Origin of the sequence: Streptomyces sp. 5-10, from assembly GCF_014712245.1 — a bacterium.
GTDB lineage: Bacteria > Actinomycetota > Actinomycetes > Streptomycetales > Streptomycetaceae > Streptomyces > Streptomyces violaceusniger.
In genome coordinates this window covers 419771-438221 of the sequence record NZ_JACVYG010000002.1, presented here as the reverse complement: position 1 = coordinate 438221, position 18451 = coordinate 419771, and the positions used below count along the sequence as shown (strand labels likewise).

13 protein-coding genes are annotated in these 18451 nt (G+C 70.2%); all 13 read left to right on the top strand.

Translation table 11 applies throughout. The features are described 5' to 3' along the window. Positions 1-108 precede the first annotated feature (108 nt). The 13 genes from IEJ02_RS04315 (at position 109) to IEJ02_RS04255 (ending at position 18394) form a co-directional block, all read left to right on the top strand. The gene (locus IEJ02_RS04315) at positions 109-2796 is read left to right on the top strand and encodes a valine--tRNA ligase (RefSeq protein ID WP_191063416.1); all 2688 of its coding nucleotides are present in this window, start codon (positions 109-111) and stop codon (positions 2794-2796) included. Positions 2797-3077: 281 nt separating this feature from the next. Beyond that, positions 3078-4538, top strand: a complete 1461-nt coding sequence (locus IEJ02_RS04310) for a peptidoglycan D,D-transpeptidase FtsI family protein (RefSeq protein WP_191063415.1) — start codon at positions 3078-3080, stop codon at positions 4536-4538. Positions 4539-4592: 54 nt separating this feature from the next. After that, positions 4593-6098: a bifunctional tetrahydrofolate synthase/dihydrofolate synthase gene (folC, locus tag IEJ02_RS04305; RefSeq protein WP_191063414.1), complete on the top strand. Its 1506-nt coding sequence runs from the start codon at positions 4593-4595 to the stop codon at positions 6096-6098. A gap of 1 nt (position 6099) precedes the next feature. Continuing rightward, on the top strand, positions 6100-6453 hold the full coding sequence (locus IEJ02_RS04300; RefSeq protein ID WP_037945949.1) for a DUF4233 domain-containing protein: 354 nt from the start codon (positions 6100-6102) through the stop codon (positions 6451-6453). A gap of 74 nt (positions 6454-6527) precedes the next feature. Further along, positions 6528-6941 carry a nucleoside-diphosphate kinase gene (gene ndk, locus IEJ02_RS04295; protein ID WP_137977951.1) on the top strand — a complete coding sequence of 138 codons (414 nt, stop codon included), beginning with the start codon at positions 6528-6530 and terminating at the stop codon, positions 6939-6941. 321 nt (positions 6942-7262) lie between these two features. Beyond that, entirely contained in the window at positions 7263-8282 is a 1020-nt protein-coding gene (locus IEJ02_RS04290) for a rod shape-determining protein (protein ID WP_037946248.1), read from the top strand. Positions 8283-8425: 143 nt separating this feature from the next. Further along, positions 8426-9370 carry a rod shape-determining protein MreC gene (gene mreC, locus IEJ02_RS04285; protein WP_191063413.1) on the top strand — a complete coding sequence of 315 codons (945 nt, stop codon included), beginning with the start codon at positions 8426-8428 and terminating at the stop codon, positions 9368-9370. A 6-nt stretch (positions 9371-9376) separates the two neighbouring features. Further along, positions 9377-10087, top strand: a complete 711-nt coding sequence (mreD, locus tag IEJ02_RS04280) for a rod shape-determining protein MreD (protein WP_191063479.1) — start codon at positions 9377-9379, stop codon at positions 10085-10087. A gap of 96 nt (positions 10088-10183) precedes the next feature. After that, positions 10184-12328 carry a penicillin-binding protein 2 gene (gene mrdA, locus IEJ02_RS04275; RefSeq protein ID WP_191063412.1) on the top strand — a complete coding sequence of 715 codons (2145 nt, stop codon included), beginning with the start codon at positions 10184-10186 and terminating at the stop codon, positions 12326-12328. Continuing rightward, positions 12325-13527 carry a rod shape-determining protein RodA gene (gene rodA / locus IEJ02_RS04270; protein WP_137977949.1) on the top strand — a complete coding sequence of 401 codons (1203 nt, stop codon included), beginning with the start codon at positions 12325-12327 and terminating at the stop codon, positions 13525-13527. Before mrdA ends, rodA begins: the two co-directional genes overlap by 4 nt. Positions 13528-13617: 90 nt before the next feature. Beyond that, positions 13618-15264, top strand: a complete 1647-nt coding sequence (locus IEJ02_RS04265; RefSeq protein WP_191063411.1) for a CYTH and CHAD domain-containing protein — start codon at positions 13618-13620, stop codon at positions 15262-15264. A gap of 197 nt (positions 15265-15461) precedes the next feature. After that, complete coding sequence (locus IEJ02_RS04260; protein ID WP_191063410.1) at positions 15462-17384, top strand: TIGR03960 family B12-binding radical SAM protein; 1923 nt, start codon at positions 15462-15464, stop codon at positions 17382-17384. 233 nt (positions 17385-17617) lie between these two features. Then, a complete protein-coding gene (locus IEJ02_RS04255) occupies positions 17618-18394 on the top strand; it encodes a TIGR03936 family radical SAM-associated protein (protein WP_191063478.1) in 777 nt (258 codons plus the stop codon). Positions 18395-18451 lie beyond the last annotated feature (57 nt).

Genomic DNA, 18451 nt, shown 5'->3' with positions numbered 1-18451 from the left:
TTATGCGCATGACAGGTTCCAAACATCCTTCCCGACGCCCTCGGGCGCCTTGGCGCCGGGGCCACAACGGGTTCGTAACGGAAGGCCGCGGCCCTTTAGACTGCGGGCGTGACCGAGAACTCTTCGCAGCGCCCCGCGAGCGGGCCGAACAGCCACCCCGAACTGCCGACCCAGTACGCGCCGGCCGATGTAGAGGGGCCGCTGTACGAGCGCTGGGTAGAGCGCGGTTACTTCGAGGCGGACGCGAAGAGCGACAAAGAGCCCTACACCATCGTCATCCCGCCCCCCAATGTGACCGGCTCGCTCCACCTCGGCCATGCCTTCGAGCACACGATCATTGATGCGCTCACCCGGCGCAAGCGAATGCAGGGCTTTGAGACGCTCTGGCAGCCGGGGATGGACCACGCCGGTATCGCCACGCAGAACGTGGTCGAGCGCGAGCTGGCCAAGGAGGGCGTCTCCCGCCACGACCTGGGCCGCGAGGCGTTCGTCGAGCGCGTCTGGCAGTGGAAGCGCGAGTCCGGCGGGCAGATCTCCGGCCAGATGCGGCGCCTGGGCGACGGCGTCGCCTGGAACCGCGAGCGCTTCACCATGGACGAGGGGCTCTCCAAGGCCGTCCAGACGATCTTCAAGCGGCTCTACGAGGACGAGCTGATCTACCGCGCCGAGCGCATCATCAACTGGTGCCCGCGCTGCCTTACGGCCATCTCGGACATCGAGGTGGAGTACGACGACGATGACGGCGAGCTCGTCTCGATCCGGTACGGCGACCTGGAAGAAGGGGCGGCGCGCAGCGCCTCGGCTGAGGGCGGTGGCGGGCGACGGGCGGGCACCACGATTGTCGTCGCGACGACCCGTGCCGAGACGATGCTGGGCGACACCGCGGTCGCCGTCCACCCCGACGACGAGCGCTACCGCCACCTGGTCGGCACCGAGATCGAGCTGCCGCTCACCGGCCGCCGGATCCCGATCGTCGCCGACGAGCACGTCGACCCCGAGTTCGGCACCGGCGCGGTCAAGGTCACCCCGGCCCACGACCCGAACGACTTCGAGATCGGGCAGCGGCACGGCCTGCCGAACCTGACCGTCATGGACGAGCACGCGGTCATCACCGCCCACGGCCCCTTCCAGGGCCTGGACCGGCTGGAGGCGCGCAGCGCCGTCGTCGGCGCCCTGCGCGCCGAGGGCCGCATCGTGGCCGAGAAGCGCCCGTACACCCACTCCGTGGGCCACTGCTCGCGCTGCAAGACCACCATCGAGCCGCGGCTGTCCATGCAGTGGTGGGTCAAGGTCGGCCCGCTGGCCAAGGCCGCGGGCGACGCGGTCCGCGACGGCCGGGTGAAGATCCACCCGGAGGACATGTCGAAGCGCTACTTCGACTGGGTCGACAACCTCCACGACTGGTGCATCTCGCGCCAGCTGTGGTGGGGCCACCGGATCCCGGTCTGGTACGGGCCGAACGGCGAGGTCGTCTGCGTCGGACCGGACGAGGAGCCGCCGAGCGGCGAGGGCTGGCACCAGGACAGCGACGTCCTGGACACCTGGTTCTCCTCCGGCCTGTGGCCGTTCTCCACGCTCGGCTGGCCCGAGCGCACCGACAGCCTCGAGAAGTTCTATCCGAACTCGGTCCTGGTCACCGGCTACGACATCCTCTTCTTCTGGGTCGCCCGGATGATGATGTTCGGCCTGTACGCGATGGACGGCACCCCGCCGTTCCACACCATCGCGCTGCACGGGATGGTCCGTGACCAGTTCGGCAAGAAGATGTCCAAGTCCTTTGGGAACGCGGTCAATCCGCTGGACTGGATGGACACCTATGGATCGGACGCGGTCCGCTTCACCCTGGCCCGGGGCGCCAACCCCGGCGTGGACGTCCCGATCGGCGAGGACTGGGTCCAGGCGTCCCGCAACTTCGCCAACAAGATCTGGAACGCGACCCGCTTCGCGCTGATGAACGGCGCCACGGTCGAGGGCGAACTGCCCGCCCCCGAGCGGCTGTCGGCCACCGACCGCTGGATCCTGTCCCGGCTGAACGCGGTGGTCGCCGAGGTCGACGCGTACTACGAGGACTATCAGTTCGCCAAGCTCTCCGACGTCCTCTACCACTTCGCGTGGGACGAGGTCTTCGACTGGTACGTCGAGCTGTCCAAGACCACCTTCGCCAAGGGCGGCGCGGAGGCCGACGCCGCGCGGCGCGTCCTCGGCGAGGTCCTGGACGTCACGCTGCGGCTGCTGCACCCGGTGGTCCCGTTCGTCACCGAGAAGCTGTGGACCTCGCTGACCGGCCAGGAGTCCGTCGTCATCGCGGACTGGCCGGGCGACAGCGGCTTCCGGGACGAGGCGGCCGAGCGGGAGATCGAGAACCTCCAGCAGGTGGTCACCGAGGTCCGCCGGTTCCGCGCCGACCAGGGCCTCCAGCCCGGTCAGCGGGTCCCGGCCCGGCTGGAACTCTCCGGCACCTCGCTGGCCGCCCACGAGGACGCGATGCGCTCCCTGCTGCGCCTGCAGCCGGCCGGTGAGGACTTCGCGGCCACCGCCTCGCTGCCGGTCGCGGGCGCGACCGTGGCGCTGGACCTGTCCGGCGCCATCGACGTCGAGGCGGAGCGCAAGCGGCTGGCCAAGGACCTCGCCGCGGCCGAGAAGGACAAGGCGCAGACGACCGCGAAGCTGTCCAACGAGGGCTTCCTGGCCAAGGCCCCCGACCATGTCGTGGAGAAGATCCGCACCCGGCAGGCGACCGCCGAGGCCGATATCGCCCGGATCACCGCCCAGTTGGCGGCCCTCCCCAAGGGCTGACCACCGAGGAGCACCGATCGCACCACGGCGCCCCCGCCGGAATCCGCGGATTCCGGCGGGGGCGCTTGTGTGCGAGGTGTGTGCGATGTGCCACAGACGCCCCGGAGAAGCCTCACAGGCGGCCTGGAGAAGGCTCACAGGCGGCCTGGAGAAGGCTCACAGGCGGCCTGGAGAAGCCTCACAGGCGCCCCACAGGCCCCTCACAGCAATGCCCCACCGGGAACCAAACACTGCCTTCGGGGAGTTATCCGGCCGTACGTCCCGGAAGGAGCTCCCCCTCCATGAACAAGCCGCTGAGAAGGGCATCCGTTTTCTCGCTGCTGCTCGTGCTGGCCCTGCTCGCCTGGGTCACCTATGTGCAGTTGGCGAGAGGGGACAGTCTCCGGGAGAACCCGCGCAACGCCCGGGTGGCCATCTCCGAGTACGCCGGGCCGCTGGGCGACATCATCGCCGGCGGCAAGCCGGTCACCGGCTCGGCCGCCACCAAGGGCGACCTGAAGTACAAGCGCACCTACCCGGACGGGAAGCTCTGGGCGCCGATCACCGGCTATGCCTCCCAGTCCTACGGCAGCACCCAGCTGGAGGCCCTGGAGCGGCAGGTGCTCGACGGCTCCGACAGCCGGCTGAAGAACCCGCTCGAGGCGGTGACGCGGGAGCGGTCCAAGCCCGGCGACGTGGTCACCACGATCAACCCGGCCGTGCAGAAGGCCGCCTACGAGGGGCTGGGGAACAAGACCGGCGCGGCCGTGGCGATCGACCCCACCACTGGCGCCGTCCTGGGCCTGGCCAGCACGCCCTCGTACGACCCCGGCACCTTCGCGGGCTCCTCCACGGGGGACCAGAAGGCGTGGACCGCGCTCCAGAAGGACGACAAGCAGCCGATGCTGAACCGCGCGCTGCGCCAGACGTACCCGCCGGGCTCGACCTTCAAGGTGCTGGTCGCCGCAGCGGCGCTGGAGAACGGGCTGTACTCGTCGGTGGACGAGCCGACCAAGAGCCCGGATCCGTACCGGCTGCCGGGCACGGTCACCGATATGCACAACGAGAACAGGTCGGCGCCCTGTGAGAACGCGACGATACGCACCGCCCTGCAGTACTCGTGCAACACGGTCTTCGCGAAGATGGCCGTGGACCTGGGCCAGTCCAAGGTGGCGGCGGAGGCCAAGAAGCTGGGCTTCGACAATGGCGAGCTGGACATCCCGGTACGCGCCGCGAAGAGCACCTACCCGAGCGGGATGGACGACTCGCAGACGGCCCTGACCGGTATGGGGCAGTTCGATGTGACGGCCACTCCGCTGCAGATGGCGATGGTCTCCTCGGCCATCGCGAACGACGGCAAGCTGATGACCCCGTACGAGGTCGACCGCACCACGGACGGCAGCGCGTCCGCCCTGGACCGCCACCAGGACAAGACCTACAGCCAGGCGATGTCCCGGCACACCGCGTCCGAGCTGCAGTCCGCGATGCGGACGGTCGTGGACCAGGGCACCGGGACCAACGCGAAGATCCCCGGGGTGACGGTGGGCGGCAAGACCGGCACCGCCCAGCACGGTGAGAACAACAGCGCCAATCCGTACGCCTGGTTCATCAGTTACGCGGACGCCGGCGGCGGCCACAAGGTCGCGGTCGCGGTGGTGGTCGAGGACAGCGACGCGGCCCGCGCCGACATCTCCGGCGGCGGCCTGGCGGGGCCGATCGCCAAGTCGATGATGAAGGCGGCGCTCGCTGATACCGGCTCGTGACCGGGCGGATGGCGCTGGGCCGGGTTGTCACCCCTCCCTCGTAGACTGGTCGGCGTGAGCGAGGAGCGTCCCCAGAACGAGTCCGACGAGTTCGAAGAGATCGTCGGAGCCGAGACCGACCGTGACCCCGATCTGGCGGTGATCGAGGCCGGGAGCCGGACGCTGCGTGCGCAGTCCGGGCCGCCGCAGGGGGACGGCGTCCCCGCCCGCCCGGCCGACCCCGAGGTGGACCGTGCCCTGCGCGAGGTGGAGGGCGAGCTGGCCGGGCGCTGGCCGGAGACCAAGCTGGACCCGTCGCTGGTGCGGATCGAGTCGCTGATGGACATCCTCGGCTCGCCGCAGCGGGCCTATCCCTCGATCCACATCACCGGTACGAACGGCAAGACCAGCACCGCCCGCATGATCGAGTCGCTGCTGGGCGCCTTCGAGCTGCGCACCGGCCGCTACACCAGCCCCCACGTCCAGTCGATCACCGAGCGGATCAGCCTGGACGGGGCGCCGATCTCCGCCGAGCGGTTCATCGAGACGTACGAGGACATCCGGCCGTACATCGAGATGGTCGACGCCCAGCAGGAGCACCGGCTGTCCTTCTTCGAGGTGCTCACCGGCATGGCGTACGCGGCCTTCGCGGACGCGCCCGTGGACATCGCGGTGGTCGAGGTCGGCATGGGCGGCTCCTGGGACGCCACCAATGTGATCGACGCGGGTGTCGCGGTGATCATGCCGATCTCGCTGGACCACACCGACCGGCTCGGCACCACTCCGGAGCAGATCGCCGTCGAGAAGGCCGGCATAGTGAAGCAGGACGCCACCGTGGTGCTCGCGCAGCAGCCGGTGGAGGCCGCCTCGGTGGTGCTCAAGCGCGCGGTCGAGGTGGATGCCACGGTCGCCCGTGAGGGCATGGAGTTCGGTGTGCTGTCCCGGGAGGTGGCGGTCGGCGGTCAGCTGCTGACCCTGCGCGGCCTCGGCGGGGAGTACACCGATGTCTTCCTCCCGCTGCACGGCGCCCACCAGGCACACAACGCGGCGATGGCGCTGGCGGCCGTGGAGGCGTTCTTCGGCATCGGCTCCCAGCACGCCCGGCCGCTCGACATCGACACCATCCGCTCCGCCTTCGCCTCCGTGACCTCGCCCGGCCGGATGGAGGTCGTGCGCCGCAGCCCCACCGTGGTGCTGGACGCCGCGCACAACCCCGCGGGCGCCCGTGCCGCCGCCGAGGCGGTCACCGAGTCCTTCGACTTCAGCCGGCTGATCGGCGTGGTCGGGGGGAGCACCGGCAAGGACGTGCGCGGTCTGCTGGAAGCCTTCGAGCCGATCTTCGCCGAGGTCGTGGTGACCGGCAATTCCAGCCACCGCGCCATGGACCCGGACGAGCTGGCCGCGATCGCCGTCGAGGTCTTCGGCTCCGACCGGGTCCAGGTCGAGCCGCGGCTGGACGACGCGCTGGAGGCCGCCATCACCCTGGCGGAGGAAGAGGGTGAATACGCGGGAGCGGGCGTTCTGGTGACCGGGTCGGTGATCACGGTCGGCGAGGCCCGGCTCCTCCTGGGAAAGGGCTGATATGCGAACGCTGTGCGCTTCCACCCTCATCGGCGAGTTCTTCGTGATCGGCTTCGCCGGGCTGGTCGCGATGAAGACGTCCGGGCTGTCCACGGGCACCGTCTGGACGGTCAGCGGGATCGCCATGGGGCTGTGTGTGCTGCTGTGCGGGCTGCTGAGCCGTCCGGGTGCGGTGCAGATCGGCTGGGCCCTGCAGATCGGCCTGGTGCTGAGCGGTTTCGTGGTGCCCACCATGTTCTTCCTGGGGGCGGTCTTCGCCGCGCTGTGGTGGGCCTCGGTCCACTTCGGCCGCAAGGTCGACGAGGCCAAGGCGCGGTTCGCCGCGTCCTCGGCCGCCTCACCTGACACTGCGTGACGTGGCGCTCGTTCCCCCATGTAGCCTCTGCCTCACACCCCCACCGCATGTCTTTTCCCAAAGGAGCCCGCACCGTGAGCCAGCGCACGCTCGTCCTGCTCAAGCCCGACGCCGTCCGACGCGGACTGGTGGGCGAGATTCTGGGGCGGATCGAGAAGAAGGCGGGCTGGACGATCAGCGCCCTCGAGCTGCGTCAGCTGGACCGTGAGGTCCTGGAGCAGCACTACGCCGAGCATGTCGGCAAGCCGTTCTACGAGCCGCTGGTGGAGTTCATGGCCTCCGGTCCGGCCGTGGCGCTGGTGGTCGAGGGCGAGCGGGTGATCGAGGGCGTCCGGGCGCTGGCCGGGCCGACCGACCCGATCGCCGCGGCGCCGGGCTCCATCCGTGGCGATTTCGGCACCATCGTTCGGGAAAATCTGATCCATGCCTCCGACTCGGCGGAGTCCGCCGAACGGGAAATCAAGATTTTCTTTCCCGGGCTCGCCTGATCCCGATCCGATCGTGACTGATCGGCCATCAGTTTGATCATCAGCTTGCCACACCCCTGCTGACCTGGGGGCGGTCGAATTACCCGGCCGCCCTTCGGCATATGCGAGCCGATCGGGGGAACGCATCTCCGCGACACGACGTCACCATTAGAGGAGGCGGGGTCGTGTTCTGCTGACAATGGCGGAGGACCCCCGCAGCGTGTTCGAGCGGGCGTGACTACGATGAAGCCTCCGCGCCTCGCAGCGCACACCCATCCTGCCGACCTCAAGCAAGCAATCGCTCCAGCAGGGAAGGCCTGACGTATCCTCATGGGGAACAACATGTCGTTCATCGGCCGTGACATGGCTGTCGACCTCGGGACCGCCAACACGCTGGTGTACGTCAGGGGCCGCGGGATCGTCCTCAACGAGCCATCCGTCGTCGCCATCAACACCAACACCGGCGGAATTCTCGCCGTGGGCGCCGAGGCGAAGAAGATGATCGGCCGCACCCCTGGCAACATCGTCGCTGTGCGTCCGCTCAAGGACGGCGTTATCGCCGACTTCGAGATCACCGAGCGGATGTTGCGGTACTTCATCCTGAAGATTCACAAGCGACGCTATCTCGCCCGGCCCCGAGTGGTCGTCTGTGTGCCGTCCGGTATCACCGGCGTCGAGCGTCGTGCCGTCATCGAGGCGTCCACCCAGGCGGGCGCCCGTCAGGTGCACATCATCGAGGAGCCCATGGCCGCGGCCATCGGCTCCGGCCTTCCGGTCCACGAGGCCACCGGCAACATGGTCGTGGACATCGGCGGTGGCACCACCGAGGTCGCCGTCATCTCGCTGGGCGGCATCGTCACCGCGCAGTCCATCCGGGTGGCCGGCGATGAGCTGGACAACGCGATCATCCAGCACATCAAGAAGGAGTACAGCCTCCTGCTCGGCGAGCGCACCGCCGAGAACATCAAGATCACCATCGGCTCGGCGTACGAGGGCGACGAGGAGGAGCACACCGAGATCCGCGGCCGTGACCTCGTCAGCGGCCTCCCCAAGACCGTGGTGATCTCCGCCGCCGAGGTCCGCAAGGCCATGGAGGAGCCGGTCAACTCGATCGTCGACGCGGTCAAGACCACCCTCGACAAGTGCCCCCCGGAGCTCTCCGGCGACGTCATGGACCGCGGCATCGTGCTCACCGGCGGCGGTGCGCTGCTGCGCGGCCTGGACGAGCGGCTGCGCCGCGAGACCGGGATGCCGATCCACATCGCCGAGGACCCGCTGGACTCCGTCGCACTCGGGTCCGGCAAGTGCGTGGAGGAGTTCGAGGCGCTCCAGCAGGTGCTGGACGCCCAGCCCCGCAGATGACAACGCGGCGGACCGGCCGTGCGGGTGGTTGGCTGCCCGTGCGGCGGAACGCTGATATACAGGCATAAGGCTCCCCAGGACCGACCGGTCTCTTTCATCCCCGGCACCGGTCCGACTTCGACGAGGAAGGCACGTCGCCGCACGTGAGGGACACACGAGAGAGCCGGCTGCTCCTGGTGCTGCTGGTCGCCATCGCGTTCGCGCTGATCACGGTGGATATCCGCGGCGGCGAGGACTCACCCCTCGACGGCGCCCGGCACGCCGCCGCTTCCGTCTTCGGGCCCGTGGAGGACGGCGTCGCGTCCGCCGTGGACCCGGTCGGCAACGCGGTCGCCGCGGTACGGGAATCCGGTGACCGGCACGACCGGGTCCGCCGGCTGGAGGAGGAGAACACCAAGCTCAAGCAGCGGCTGGGCAACAACGCCCGCGACCGCGCCCGCTCCGCCGAGCTCGACAAGCTGCTGAAGACCGCCGGGGCCGGTCAGTACGGCATCAAGGGCGCCCAGGTCATCGGCATCGGCGCCGCCCAGGGCTTCTCCTGGACCGTCACCATCGACATGGGCAGCAGCGACGGCATCCGCCGCGACATGACCGTCATCAACGGCGACGGGCTGGTCGGCCGGGTCACCACCGTCGGCTCCTCGACGGCCACCGTGCTGCTCGCCATCGACCCGGACTTCACCGTCGGCACCCGTATGGAGGGATCGGGCGAGCTCGGTTTCGCCACCGGGCGCGGCGACCGCTCGCTCCATGTGCAGCTCCTCAACGGCAAGGCCCGGATCAAGAAGGGCGACCGGATGGTCACCTTCGGCTCCCAGGCGGACAAGCCGTTCGTCCCCGGCGTCCCGGTCGGCAAGGTCGTCCGCGTCGACCCCACCGGGGGCGACCTGACCCGCACGCTCCAGGTGCGCCCGTACGTCCGGTTCAGCAAGCTGGACATCGTCGGGGTCGTCGTCCAGCCGCCGCGCGTCAACCCGCGGGACAGCGTGCTCCCGCCCAAGCCCGCGAAGCCCAAGCCGACGCCCACGGTCACCGTCACGGCCAACCCCTCCGCCACCGCCACCAGCCCGGCCGCCAACAGGAGCTGACCGATGCTGCACCTCAACCGGATCATCCTGTCGACCTGCCTGGTGGTCTTCGCCCTCGTCGTCCAGATCTGCGTACTGGCCCGCCTCCAACTGCCCGGCGCCGTGCCGGACCTGCTGCTGCTCGTCGTGCTCGGCCTCGCGCTCGTCTACGGCCACACCGGTGGCGCGCTCATCGGCTTCGGCGCGGGGCTGCTCGCCGACTTCGCCCCGCCCGCCGACCACGCCGCGGGCCGCTATGCCCTGGTGCTCTGCGTCATCGGCTATCTGGCCGGGCTCGCCAAGCCGGAGACCGGCCAGCTCAGGTCGGCCACCGGGCCGATGCTGGTGGTCGTGGCGGCGGCCATCGGCGCCACGCTGCTGTACGCCGGGGTCGGCATCCTCGTCGGCGACGACGCGGCCCGTCAGGTGGGCCTGGGCAAGCTGCTGTTCACCGCGGCCCTCTACGACCTGCTGCTGGCCCCCTTCACGGTGCCGCTGATCATGGGGCTCGCCAGACGGAGTGAGAACGATCCGATGGCCGACAGCGCGGGCGGCGGCGGTGAGAGCCCGTCCCGCTGGATCAGCACGGCGGGCGGCGTCAGCACCGGCCGGATCGGCCGGATGAGCCGGCTCAGGCGCCCGGGCCGGGCGGCCCGGATCGGCAGCCAGCGCGGCGGGCTGCTGGCCCGCACCGGGAAGAACAGGACGGCACGCATCAAGGGGGTCAAGCGCCTGTGAGCAACGCCCTCCCGTCGCCCGTCGCCCTCCCGTCTCCCGCCGCCCTCCCGTCGCCCGTCGCCCTCCCGTCGCCCGCCGCCGCCCTCAGGGGATGCCATGAGTAATATTCCTGAGACCGGACGGACCCCCCGGGTCACCATCCGGCTCGTCGGCCTCCAGATCCTGGTCTTCTCGCTGCTGCTGACCCTCGGCGGACGCCTGTGGTACCTGCAGATCCGCAACGGCGACGAGTACACCGCCGAAGCCGCCAACAACCACGTCCAGCAGGTCGTCCACCCCGCCGTGCGCGGTTCCATACTGGACGCCCGCGGGGTGCCGCTGGCCGACAACGAGACCCGTCTGGTGGTCTCCGCCAGCCGGACCGAGCTGATGAAGATGCCGGACGACGGCAAGGCCGTCCTCACCCGTCTCGCCGACGTCCTGGGCATGAAGCCCAAGGACGTCCTGGACAAGGTCCGGCTGTGCGACGCCAAGACCCCGCAGCCCTGCTGGAACGGCTCCCCGTACCAGCCCATCCCGATCACCGACGAGGCCAGCGCCAAGCAGGCGCTCCAGATCCGCGAGCGCGAAGAGGACTTCCCCGGCATCAGCGCCGAGCCCACCGCCGTGCGCCGCTACGCCGCGCCCGCCGGCTCCAACGCCGCCCAGGTGCTCGGCTATCTCTCCCCGGTCACCGATGAGCAGGTGAAGGCGGCCGAGCACACCAAGTCGCCGCTGCTCCGCTCCGACCAGGTCGGCAGCAACGGCCTCGAGCGCCAGTACGACAGCGAGCTGCGCGGCAAGGCGGGGGTGACCCGCTACGAGGTCGACAACCTCGGCCGGGTCATCGGCCAGCGGGAGAGCCAGAAGGCCCGCCCCGGCGCCAACGTCGTCACCAGCATCGACTCGCGGGTCCAGGCGGTCGCGGAGAAGGAGCTGGACCAGGCGATGCGGGACGCCCGCAAGCAGCACGACCGGAACACCGGCACCAACTACAAGGCGGACTCCGGCGCGGTCGTGGTCATGGAGGCCAAGACCGGCCGGGTGGTGGCCATGGCCTCCAACCCGACGTACGACCCCAACGCCTGGGTCGGCGGCATCTCCGGCAAGGACTACAAGCGGCTCACCGGCAAGAAGTCCAACTACCCGCTGCTCAACCGGGCGATCCAGGGCCAGGCGGCCCCCGGCTCGATCTTCAAGGTGATCCCGACGACCGCCGCGGTCAACGCCGGCTACGACTTCAACGGCCCCTACGCCTGCACCAGCTCGTTCAACATCGGCAGCCAGGTCTTCAAGAACTTCGAGTCCGAGAACTACGGCGGGATCAGCCTCGGCCGCGCGCTGGAGGTCTCCTGCGACACCGTCTTCTACCGGATCGCCTACGACGAGTGGAAGAAGGACGGCGGCAACAAGCCCAAGAAGAAGCCGGGGGACTGGTTCTACAAGACGGCGCACCAGTTCGGCCTCGGTAAGGAGACCGGGATCGACCTGCCCAACGAGGTCACCGGCCGGATCCCGGACCGCCAGTGGAAGAAGGACTACTGGAAGGCCAACAAGGACGCCTGGTGCAAGAGCGGCAAGAAGGACGGGTCCTACGGCGAGCGGATCGCCTACGAGAACTGCCTCGAGGGCATGAAGATGCGCGCCGGTGACTCCGTGAACTACTCCATCGGCCAGGGCGACACCCTCGTCACCCCGATCCAGATGGCCACCATCTACGCGGCCATCAGCAACGGCGGAACGCTCCACGACCCGACCGTCGGCAAGGCGATCGTCAGCCCCGACGGCAAGGACATCCAGGAGATCAAGCCGAAGTCGCACGGCAAGCTGCCGATCAGCGCCGCACTGCACAAGAAGATCGACAGCGCGCTCGCGGGCGTGGCCACCCGGGGCACCGCCGCCTGGCGGTTCCAGGGCTGGCCGCAGAGCAAGATCCCGATGCACGCCAAGACCGGTACCGCGGAGGTCTACGGCAAGCAGACCACCTCGTGGTTCGCCACGTACACCAAGGACTACACGGTCGTCATGACGATCTCCCAGGGCGGCACCGGCTCGGGCGCCTCCGGCCCCGCCGTGCGCAAGATCTACAACGCGCTGTACGGGGTCGACGCCAAGGGCGGCATCGACAAGAAGAAGGCGCTGCTGCCCCAGCCGCAGGCCAACCTGCCGAAGATCTCGTCGGACGGCTCCATCGAGGCCCAGCCGCTCGGCAAGCAGTTCGAGGCGGCGTCGCGGGAGCGGCGGCGGGGAGCTGATTCATGAGCGCGTCCACGCATGGGTACTCCGTCCGCCGCTTCACCCCGGAGCGCGGCGCCTGGAGCAAGCTCATGGCGCGCGACTCGGTCGTCCGCCGCCTCGACTGGGTGCTGCTGCTCACCGCGCTGGCCCTGTCCGCGATCGGCGGGGCGCTCGTCTACTCCGCCACCCGCAACCGCACCGAGCTCAACCAGGGCGACCCGTACTACTTCCTGGTCCGGCACGCCCTCAACACCGGCATCGGGCTGCTGCTCGCCATCGGCACCATCTGGCTGGGCCATCGCACCCTGCGCGGCGCGGTCCCGGTCCTCTACGGGCTGTCCGTCATCCTCGTCCTCGCCGTGCTCACCCCGCTGGGCTCGACGATCAACGGCGCCCACGCGTGGATCGTGATCGGCGGCGGATTCTCCCTGCAACCGGGTGAGTTCGCCAAGATCACGATCATCCTGGGGATGGCGATGCTGCTGGCCGCGCGCGTGGACGCGGGCGACCGGCTCAACCCCGACCACCGCACCGTCGTCCAGGCGCTCGGCCTGGCCGCGCTGCCCATCGCGATCGTGCTGCTGATGCCGGACCTCGGCTCGGTGATGGTCATGGCGATGATCGTGCTCGCCGTGCTGCTCGCCTCCGGCGCGTCCAACCGCTGGATCGCGGGGCTCATCCTCACGGCCGTGGTGGGCGCGCTGCTCGTCTGGCAGCTGCACGTCCTCGACCAGTACCAGATCGACCGCTTCGCGGCCTTCGCCAACCCCGCGCTCGACCCGGCCGGCGTCGGCTACAACACCAACCAGGCGCGCATCGCGATCGGCTCGGGCGGGCTCACCGGCAAGGGGCTCTTCCACGGCACCCAGACCACCGGTCAGTTCGTCCCCGAGCAGCAGACCGACTTCGTCTTCACGGTCGCGGGGGAGGAGCTCGGCTTCCTCGGCGCGGGCCTGATCATCGTGCTGCTGGGGGTCGTGCTGTGGCGCGCCTGCCGGATCGCGCGCGACACCACGGAGCTGTACGGGACCGTCGTCGCGGCCGGGATCATCGCCTGGTTCGCCTTCCAGTCGTTCGAGAACATCGGGATGACGCTGGGCATCATGCCGGTGGCCGGTCTGCCGCTGCCGTTCGTCTCCTACGGCGGATCCTCGATGTTCGCCGTATGGATCGCGATCGGGCTGCTCCAGTCCATCCGGGTGCAGAGGCCCGTGTCCGCATAAGGGCGCCCATCCACTTGGCGTCGCGTCTCCGCTTGGGGCGTCGCGTCTCCGCTTGGGGCTGATAAGCCCGAGTTTGGGTACGTGACTCACATGGTGGACACGAAGCAGGAGATAGAACGCAAGTACGAGGCCACCGCCGAGGAAGCCGGCCCGTCCGGGCGGCCCGACCTGCCGGGCCTGCCCGAACTGACCGGAGCGGGGCCGGTCGCGACCGTGGTGAGCCGGGGCGTCGCCACCCTGGAGGCCACCTACTACGACACCCCCGGGCGGCGGCTGCTGGCCGACGCCATCACCCTGCGCCACCGCACCGGCGGCGATGACGAGGGCTGGCATCTGAAGCTGCCCGTCGGCCCGGACACCCGGGAGGAGCTGCGGGCGCCGCTGGGCGACGAGGTGCCCGCCGAGATGGCCGCGCTGCTGCGCTCGCGGGTCCGCCACGACCCGCTGCGCCCGCTCGCCCATCTGCGCACCGAGCGGGACCGCAAGGATCTGGTGGACGCCGACGGCACCGTGCTCGCCGAGGTGTCCGTCGACCGCGTGACGGCCCGGCGGCTGGGGCCAGAGGAGAGCCGGCCGGTCCGGTGGACCGAGGTCGAGGTCGAGCTCGCCGAGGGCCGGGGCCACGATCAGCGGCTGCTCGACGCGGTCGAGGTGCGGCTGCGCGACGGCGGTCTGCACCGCGCCGACACCCCCTCCAAGCTCGCCAAGGCCCTGGCCGAGACGGAGAAGGCCGCGGTCGCGGCCGGGAGCGGCGCGGGCGGGCCCGGCAAGCCCGCCAAGCCTGCCAAGCCCGGCAAGCCCGCGAAGACCGCCCGTCAGGTCGCACGGGCCGCGTCGGAGCCCCGGCGGCCGCTGGGCGCCGACGATGTCGTCCTGGACTACATACGCCGTCAGGTCGACGCCCTGGTGCGGCTCGACCCGGCCGTGCGCGGGGACGTGCCGGACGCGGTGCACCGGATGCGGGTCGCCACCCGCCGGCTGCGCAGCGCGTTCCGCTCCTACCGCAAGGTACTGGACCGTTCGGTGACCGATCCGATCGGCGACGAGCTGAAGTGGCTGGCCGGTGAGCTGGGCGTGGAACGCGACCGTGAGGTGCTCACCGAGCGGCTGGAGGGCCGTCTCGCCGAACTGCCGGAGGAGCTCCGGCGCGGCCCGGTGCGGGAACGGCTGCACCACTGGTCGCACGGGCGGCGCGACGGCGCCCGCGCCACCGTCCTGGGCGCGCTGGACAGCGAGCGCTACCTGACGCTCCTGGACACCCTCGACGCCCTGGTGGCCGATCCGCCGCTGCGCCGCGACGCCGCGAAGCCGGCCGCACCGGTGGTCGCCAAGGCCGTGCTGCGCGACTACGAGCGGCTGGCGGGCCGTATGGCCACCGCCCTGGAGACGCCCCCGGGGCCGGACCGCGACATCGCCATCCACCAGGCCCGCAAGGCCGCCAAGCGCGTCCGCTACGCCGCCGAGACGGCCCGGCCCGCGCTCGGCAAGTCCGCCAAGCGGTTCGCCCGCCGCATGCAGGACGTGCAGGACGTGCTCGGCGACCACCAGGACAGCGTCGTCGCGCGCGAGGCGCTGCGGCAGCTGGCCACCCAGGCCCATGTGGCGGGGGAGAGCGACTTCACCTTCGGGCTGCTGTACGGCAGGGAGGAGGAGCGGGCGGCCGCCCGCGAGCGTGAGCTGCCGGACCTGTGGGCCGAGGTCTCGCGCGAGAAGCACCGGGCGGACCTGGAGGTGTGACCGAACGGGCTGTCGATCGTTGGTACGGGTGCACGGCTTTCCCCGCTCACGCGGGGGTGGTCCTGACTGAGGCTCGTGCGATGTCCGTTGGGCTCCGTCGGCCCCGCGATCTGCGGGGTGATCCTATGGCCGTGCGAGGGGTGGCTCCGGTCGCGTTAGGCTTGAGGGTCACCCCTGTCGGCGCACGAAGGTTACTGATGTCTGTCGAGTCGGTCTTCCCACAGCTCGAGGCCCTGCTCCCCCATGTGCAGAAGCCGATCCAGTACGTCGGCGGTGAGCTGAACTCCACCGTCAAGGCGTGGGAGGCGTGCGACGTCCGCTGGGCGCTCATGTACCCGGACGCCTACGAGGTCGGGCTCCCCAACCAGGGCGTCATGATCCTCTACGAGGTCCTCAACGAGCGTGAGGGCGTGCTCGCCGAGCGCACCTACAGCGTGTGGCCGGACCTCGAGGAGCTGATGCGCGAGCACAAGGTGCCGCAGTTCACCGTGGACGCGCACCGCCCGGTGTCCGCGTTCGACTTCCTCGGCGTGTCCTTCTCCACCGAGCTGGGGTACACCAACCTGCTCACCGCGCTGGACCTCGCCGGCATCCCCCTGGACGCCGTGGACCGCACCGAGGACCACCCCGTGGTGGTCGCGGGCGGTCACGCCGCGTTCAACCCCGAGCCGATCGCCGACTTCATCGACTGCGCGGTGATCGGCGACGGTGAGCAGGCCGTGCTCGACATGACCGGGATCATCCGGGACTGGAAGGCCGAGGGCCGTCCGGGCGGCCGCGATGAGCTGCTCTTCCGTCTCGCCCGCACCGGCGGCGTCTACGTCCCGAAGTTCTACGACGTGGAGTACCTGGCCGACGGGCGGATCTCGCGCGTGGTGCCGAACCGCTCCGGCGTGCCGTGGCGGGTGTCCAAGCACACCGTCATGGACCTCGACGAGTGGCCCTACCCCAAGCAGCCGCTGGTGCCGCTGGCCGAGACCGTCCATGAGCGGATGTCGGTGGAGATCTTCCGCGGCTGCACCCGGGGCTGCCGGTTCTGCCAGGCGGGCATGATCACCCGCCCGGTGCGCGAGCGGTCGATCACCGGGATCGGCGAGATGGTCGACAAGGGGCTGAAGGCCACCGGTTTCGAGGAGGTCGGCCTGCTGTCGCTGTCCTCCGCCGACCACACCGAGATCGGCGACATCGCCAAGGGCCTCGCCGACCGGTACGAGGAGGACAAGATCGGCCTGTCCCTCCCGTCGACCCGGGTGGACGCCTTCAACATCGACCTCGCCAACGAGCTGACCCGCAACGGGCGCCGCTCGGGCCTCACCTTCGCCCCCGAGGGCGGCAGTGAGCGCATCCGTAAGGTCATCAACAAGATGGTCTCGGAAGAGGACCTCATCCGTACGGTGGCCACCGCGTACGGCAACGGCTGGCGGCAGGTGAAGCTGTACTTCATGTGCGGTCTGCCCACCGAGACCGACGACGACGTGCTCCAGATCGCCGACATGGCCACCAAGGTCATCGCCAAGGGCCGCGAGGTGTCCGGCAAGAACGACATCCGCTGCACGGTCTCGATCGGCGGCTTCGTCCCCAAGCCGCACACCCCCTTCCAGTGGGCCCCGCAGTTGAGCGCCGAGGAGACCGACGCCCGGCTGGAGAAGCTGCGCGAGAAGATCCGCGGCGACAAGAAGTACGGCCGCTCGATCGGCTTCCGCTACCACGACGGCAAGCCCGGCATCGTCGAGGGCCTGCTCTCGCGCGGCGACCGCCGGGTGGGCGCGGTCATCCGCGCCGTCTACCAGGACGGCGGCCGCTTCGACGGCTGGCGCGAGCACTTCAGCTACGACCGGTGGATGGAGTGCGCCGAGCGGACCCTGCCCGACTTCGGCCTCGACGTCGACTGGTACACCACGCGCGAGCGCACCTACGAGGAGGTCCTGCCCTGGGACCACCTCGACTCGGGCCTCGACAAGGACTGGCTGTGGGAGGACTGGCAGGACTCCCTCGACGAGACCGAGGTCGACGACTGCCGCTGGACCCCCTGCTTCGACTGCGGCGTCTGCCCGCAGATGCAGACCGAGATCCAGGTCGGCCCCACCGGCCGGAAGCTGCTGCCGCTGTCGGTGAAGTAGCCGACCGGCGGTGACGGCCGTCCGGCAGTGAGGTAGCCGTCCGGCGGTGACGTGGCGGTCGGACGGTGACGTAGCGGTCCGGTGGCCCTCCGTCACCGGGCCGCCCGTGACACCCACAAAGTAGGCTGGAAGACACCGGGGCCCGCGTGGCCCTGGTGTTCGACCGCAAGCAAGTACAAGGAGACAGTCCCCTGGGCAAGCGACAGCCCGAAGGCCCGCCGCCCGCACCCGCGGTGCAGCGCATCCGTTTGCGTTACACCAAGCGCGGCCGCCTCCGGTTCACCAGCCACCGCGACTTCCAGCGCGCCTTCGAGCGGGCGCTGCGCCGCGCCGAGGTGCCGATGGCGTACTCGGCGGGCTTCACCCCGCATCCGAAGGTGTCCTACGCCAATGCCGCACCCACCGGCACCGGCAGCGAGGCGGAGTACCTGGAGATCCAGCTGACCGAGGCGCGCGACCCCGAAAAGCTGCGGGCGGTCCTCGACGAGTCGCTGCCCGCGGGTCTCGATGTGATCGAGTCCGTGGAGGCCGGCACCTCGGGGCTCGCCGACCGGCTGCAGGCGTCCGTATGGGAGATCCGGCTCGACCGGGTCGACCCGGCGGACGCCGAGCGGGCCGTCGCGGCCTTCCTGGAGGCCGACACGGTCGAGGTGGAACGCCGAACGAAAAACGGGTTGCGAACCTTCGACGCCCGTGCCGCGGTGGCCCGGCTGGAGACGCTTCCGGCTCGGGCCGATAGGCCCGGCGACGGTTGCTGTGCGATACTGCGGCTGGTGGTACGGCATCTGACACCTGCCGTGCGACCCGACGACGTCCTGTCCGGTCTCCGCGCTACGGCCGACCTGGCGCCGCCGGTCCCCGCAGCGGTGACCAGGCTGGCGCAGGGGCTGCTCGATGAGGAGTCCGGCACGGTGACCGACCCGCTCGCGCCCGATCGCGAGGCAGCTCAGGCCGCTCCATCCACGGCCGCCAAGCTGACCGCCGCGATGGCGCCGGAAGGTTCCGCGTAGGGCCGCCGTCGATGCGCCGCCGATGCACTTGGGAGCCACCCGGGTCCGGCTGGCGCA

Excerpts from the sequence above, each read along its gene's own strand:
- rodA (WP_137977949.1), top strand. The coding sequence starts at position 12,325 with ATGAGCGCGTCCACGCATGGGTACTCCGTCCGCCGCTTCACCCCGGAG.
- IEJ02_RS04260 (WP_191063410.1), top strand. The coding sequence starts at position 15,462 with ATGTCTGTCGAGTCGGTCTTCCCACAGCTCGAGGCCCTGCTCCCCCAT.
- IEJ02_RS04290 (WP_037946248.1), top strand. The coding sequence starts at position 7,263 with ATGTCGTTCATCGGCCGTGACATGGCTGTCGACCTCGGGACCGCCAAC.
- IEJ02_RS04300 (WP_037945949.1), top strand. The coding sequence starts at position 6,100 with ATGCGAACGCTGTGCGCTTCCACCCTCATCGGCGAGTTCTTCGTGATC.
- IEJ02_RS04310 (WP_191063415.1), top strand. The coding sequence starts at position 3,078 with ATGAACAAGCCGCTGAGAAGGGCATCCGTTTTCTCGCTGCTGCTCGTG.
- IEJ02_RS04265 (WP_191063411.1), top strand. The coding sequence starts at position 13,618 with ATGGTGGACACGAAGCAGGAGATAGAACGCAAGTACGAGGCCACCGCC.
- mrdA (WP_191063412.1), top strand. The coding sequence starts at position 10,184 with ATGAGTAATATTCCTGAGACCGGACGGACCCCCCGGGTCACCATCCGG.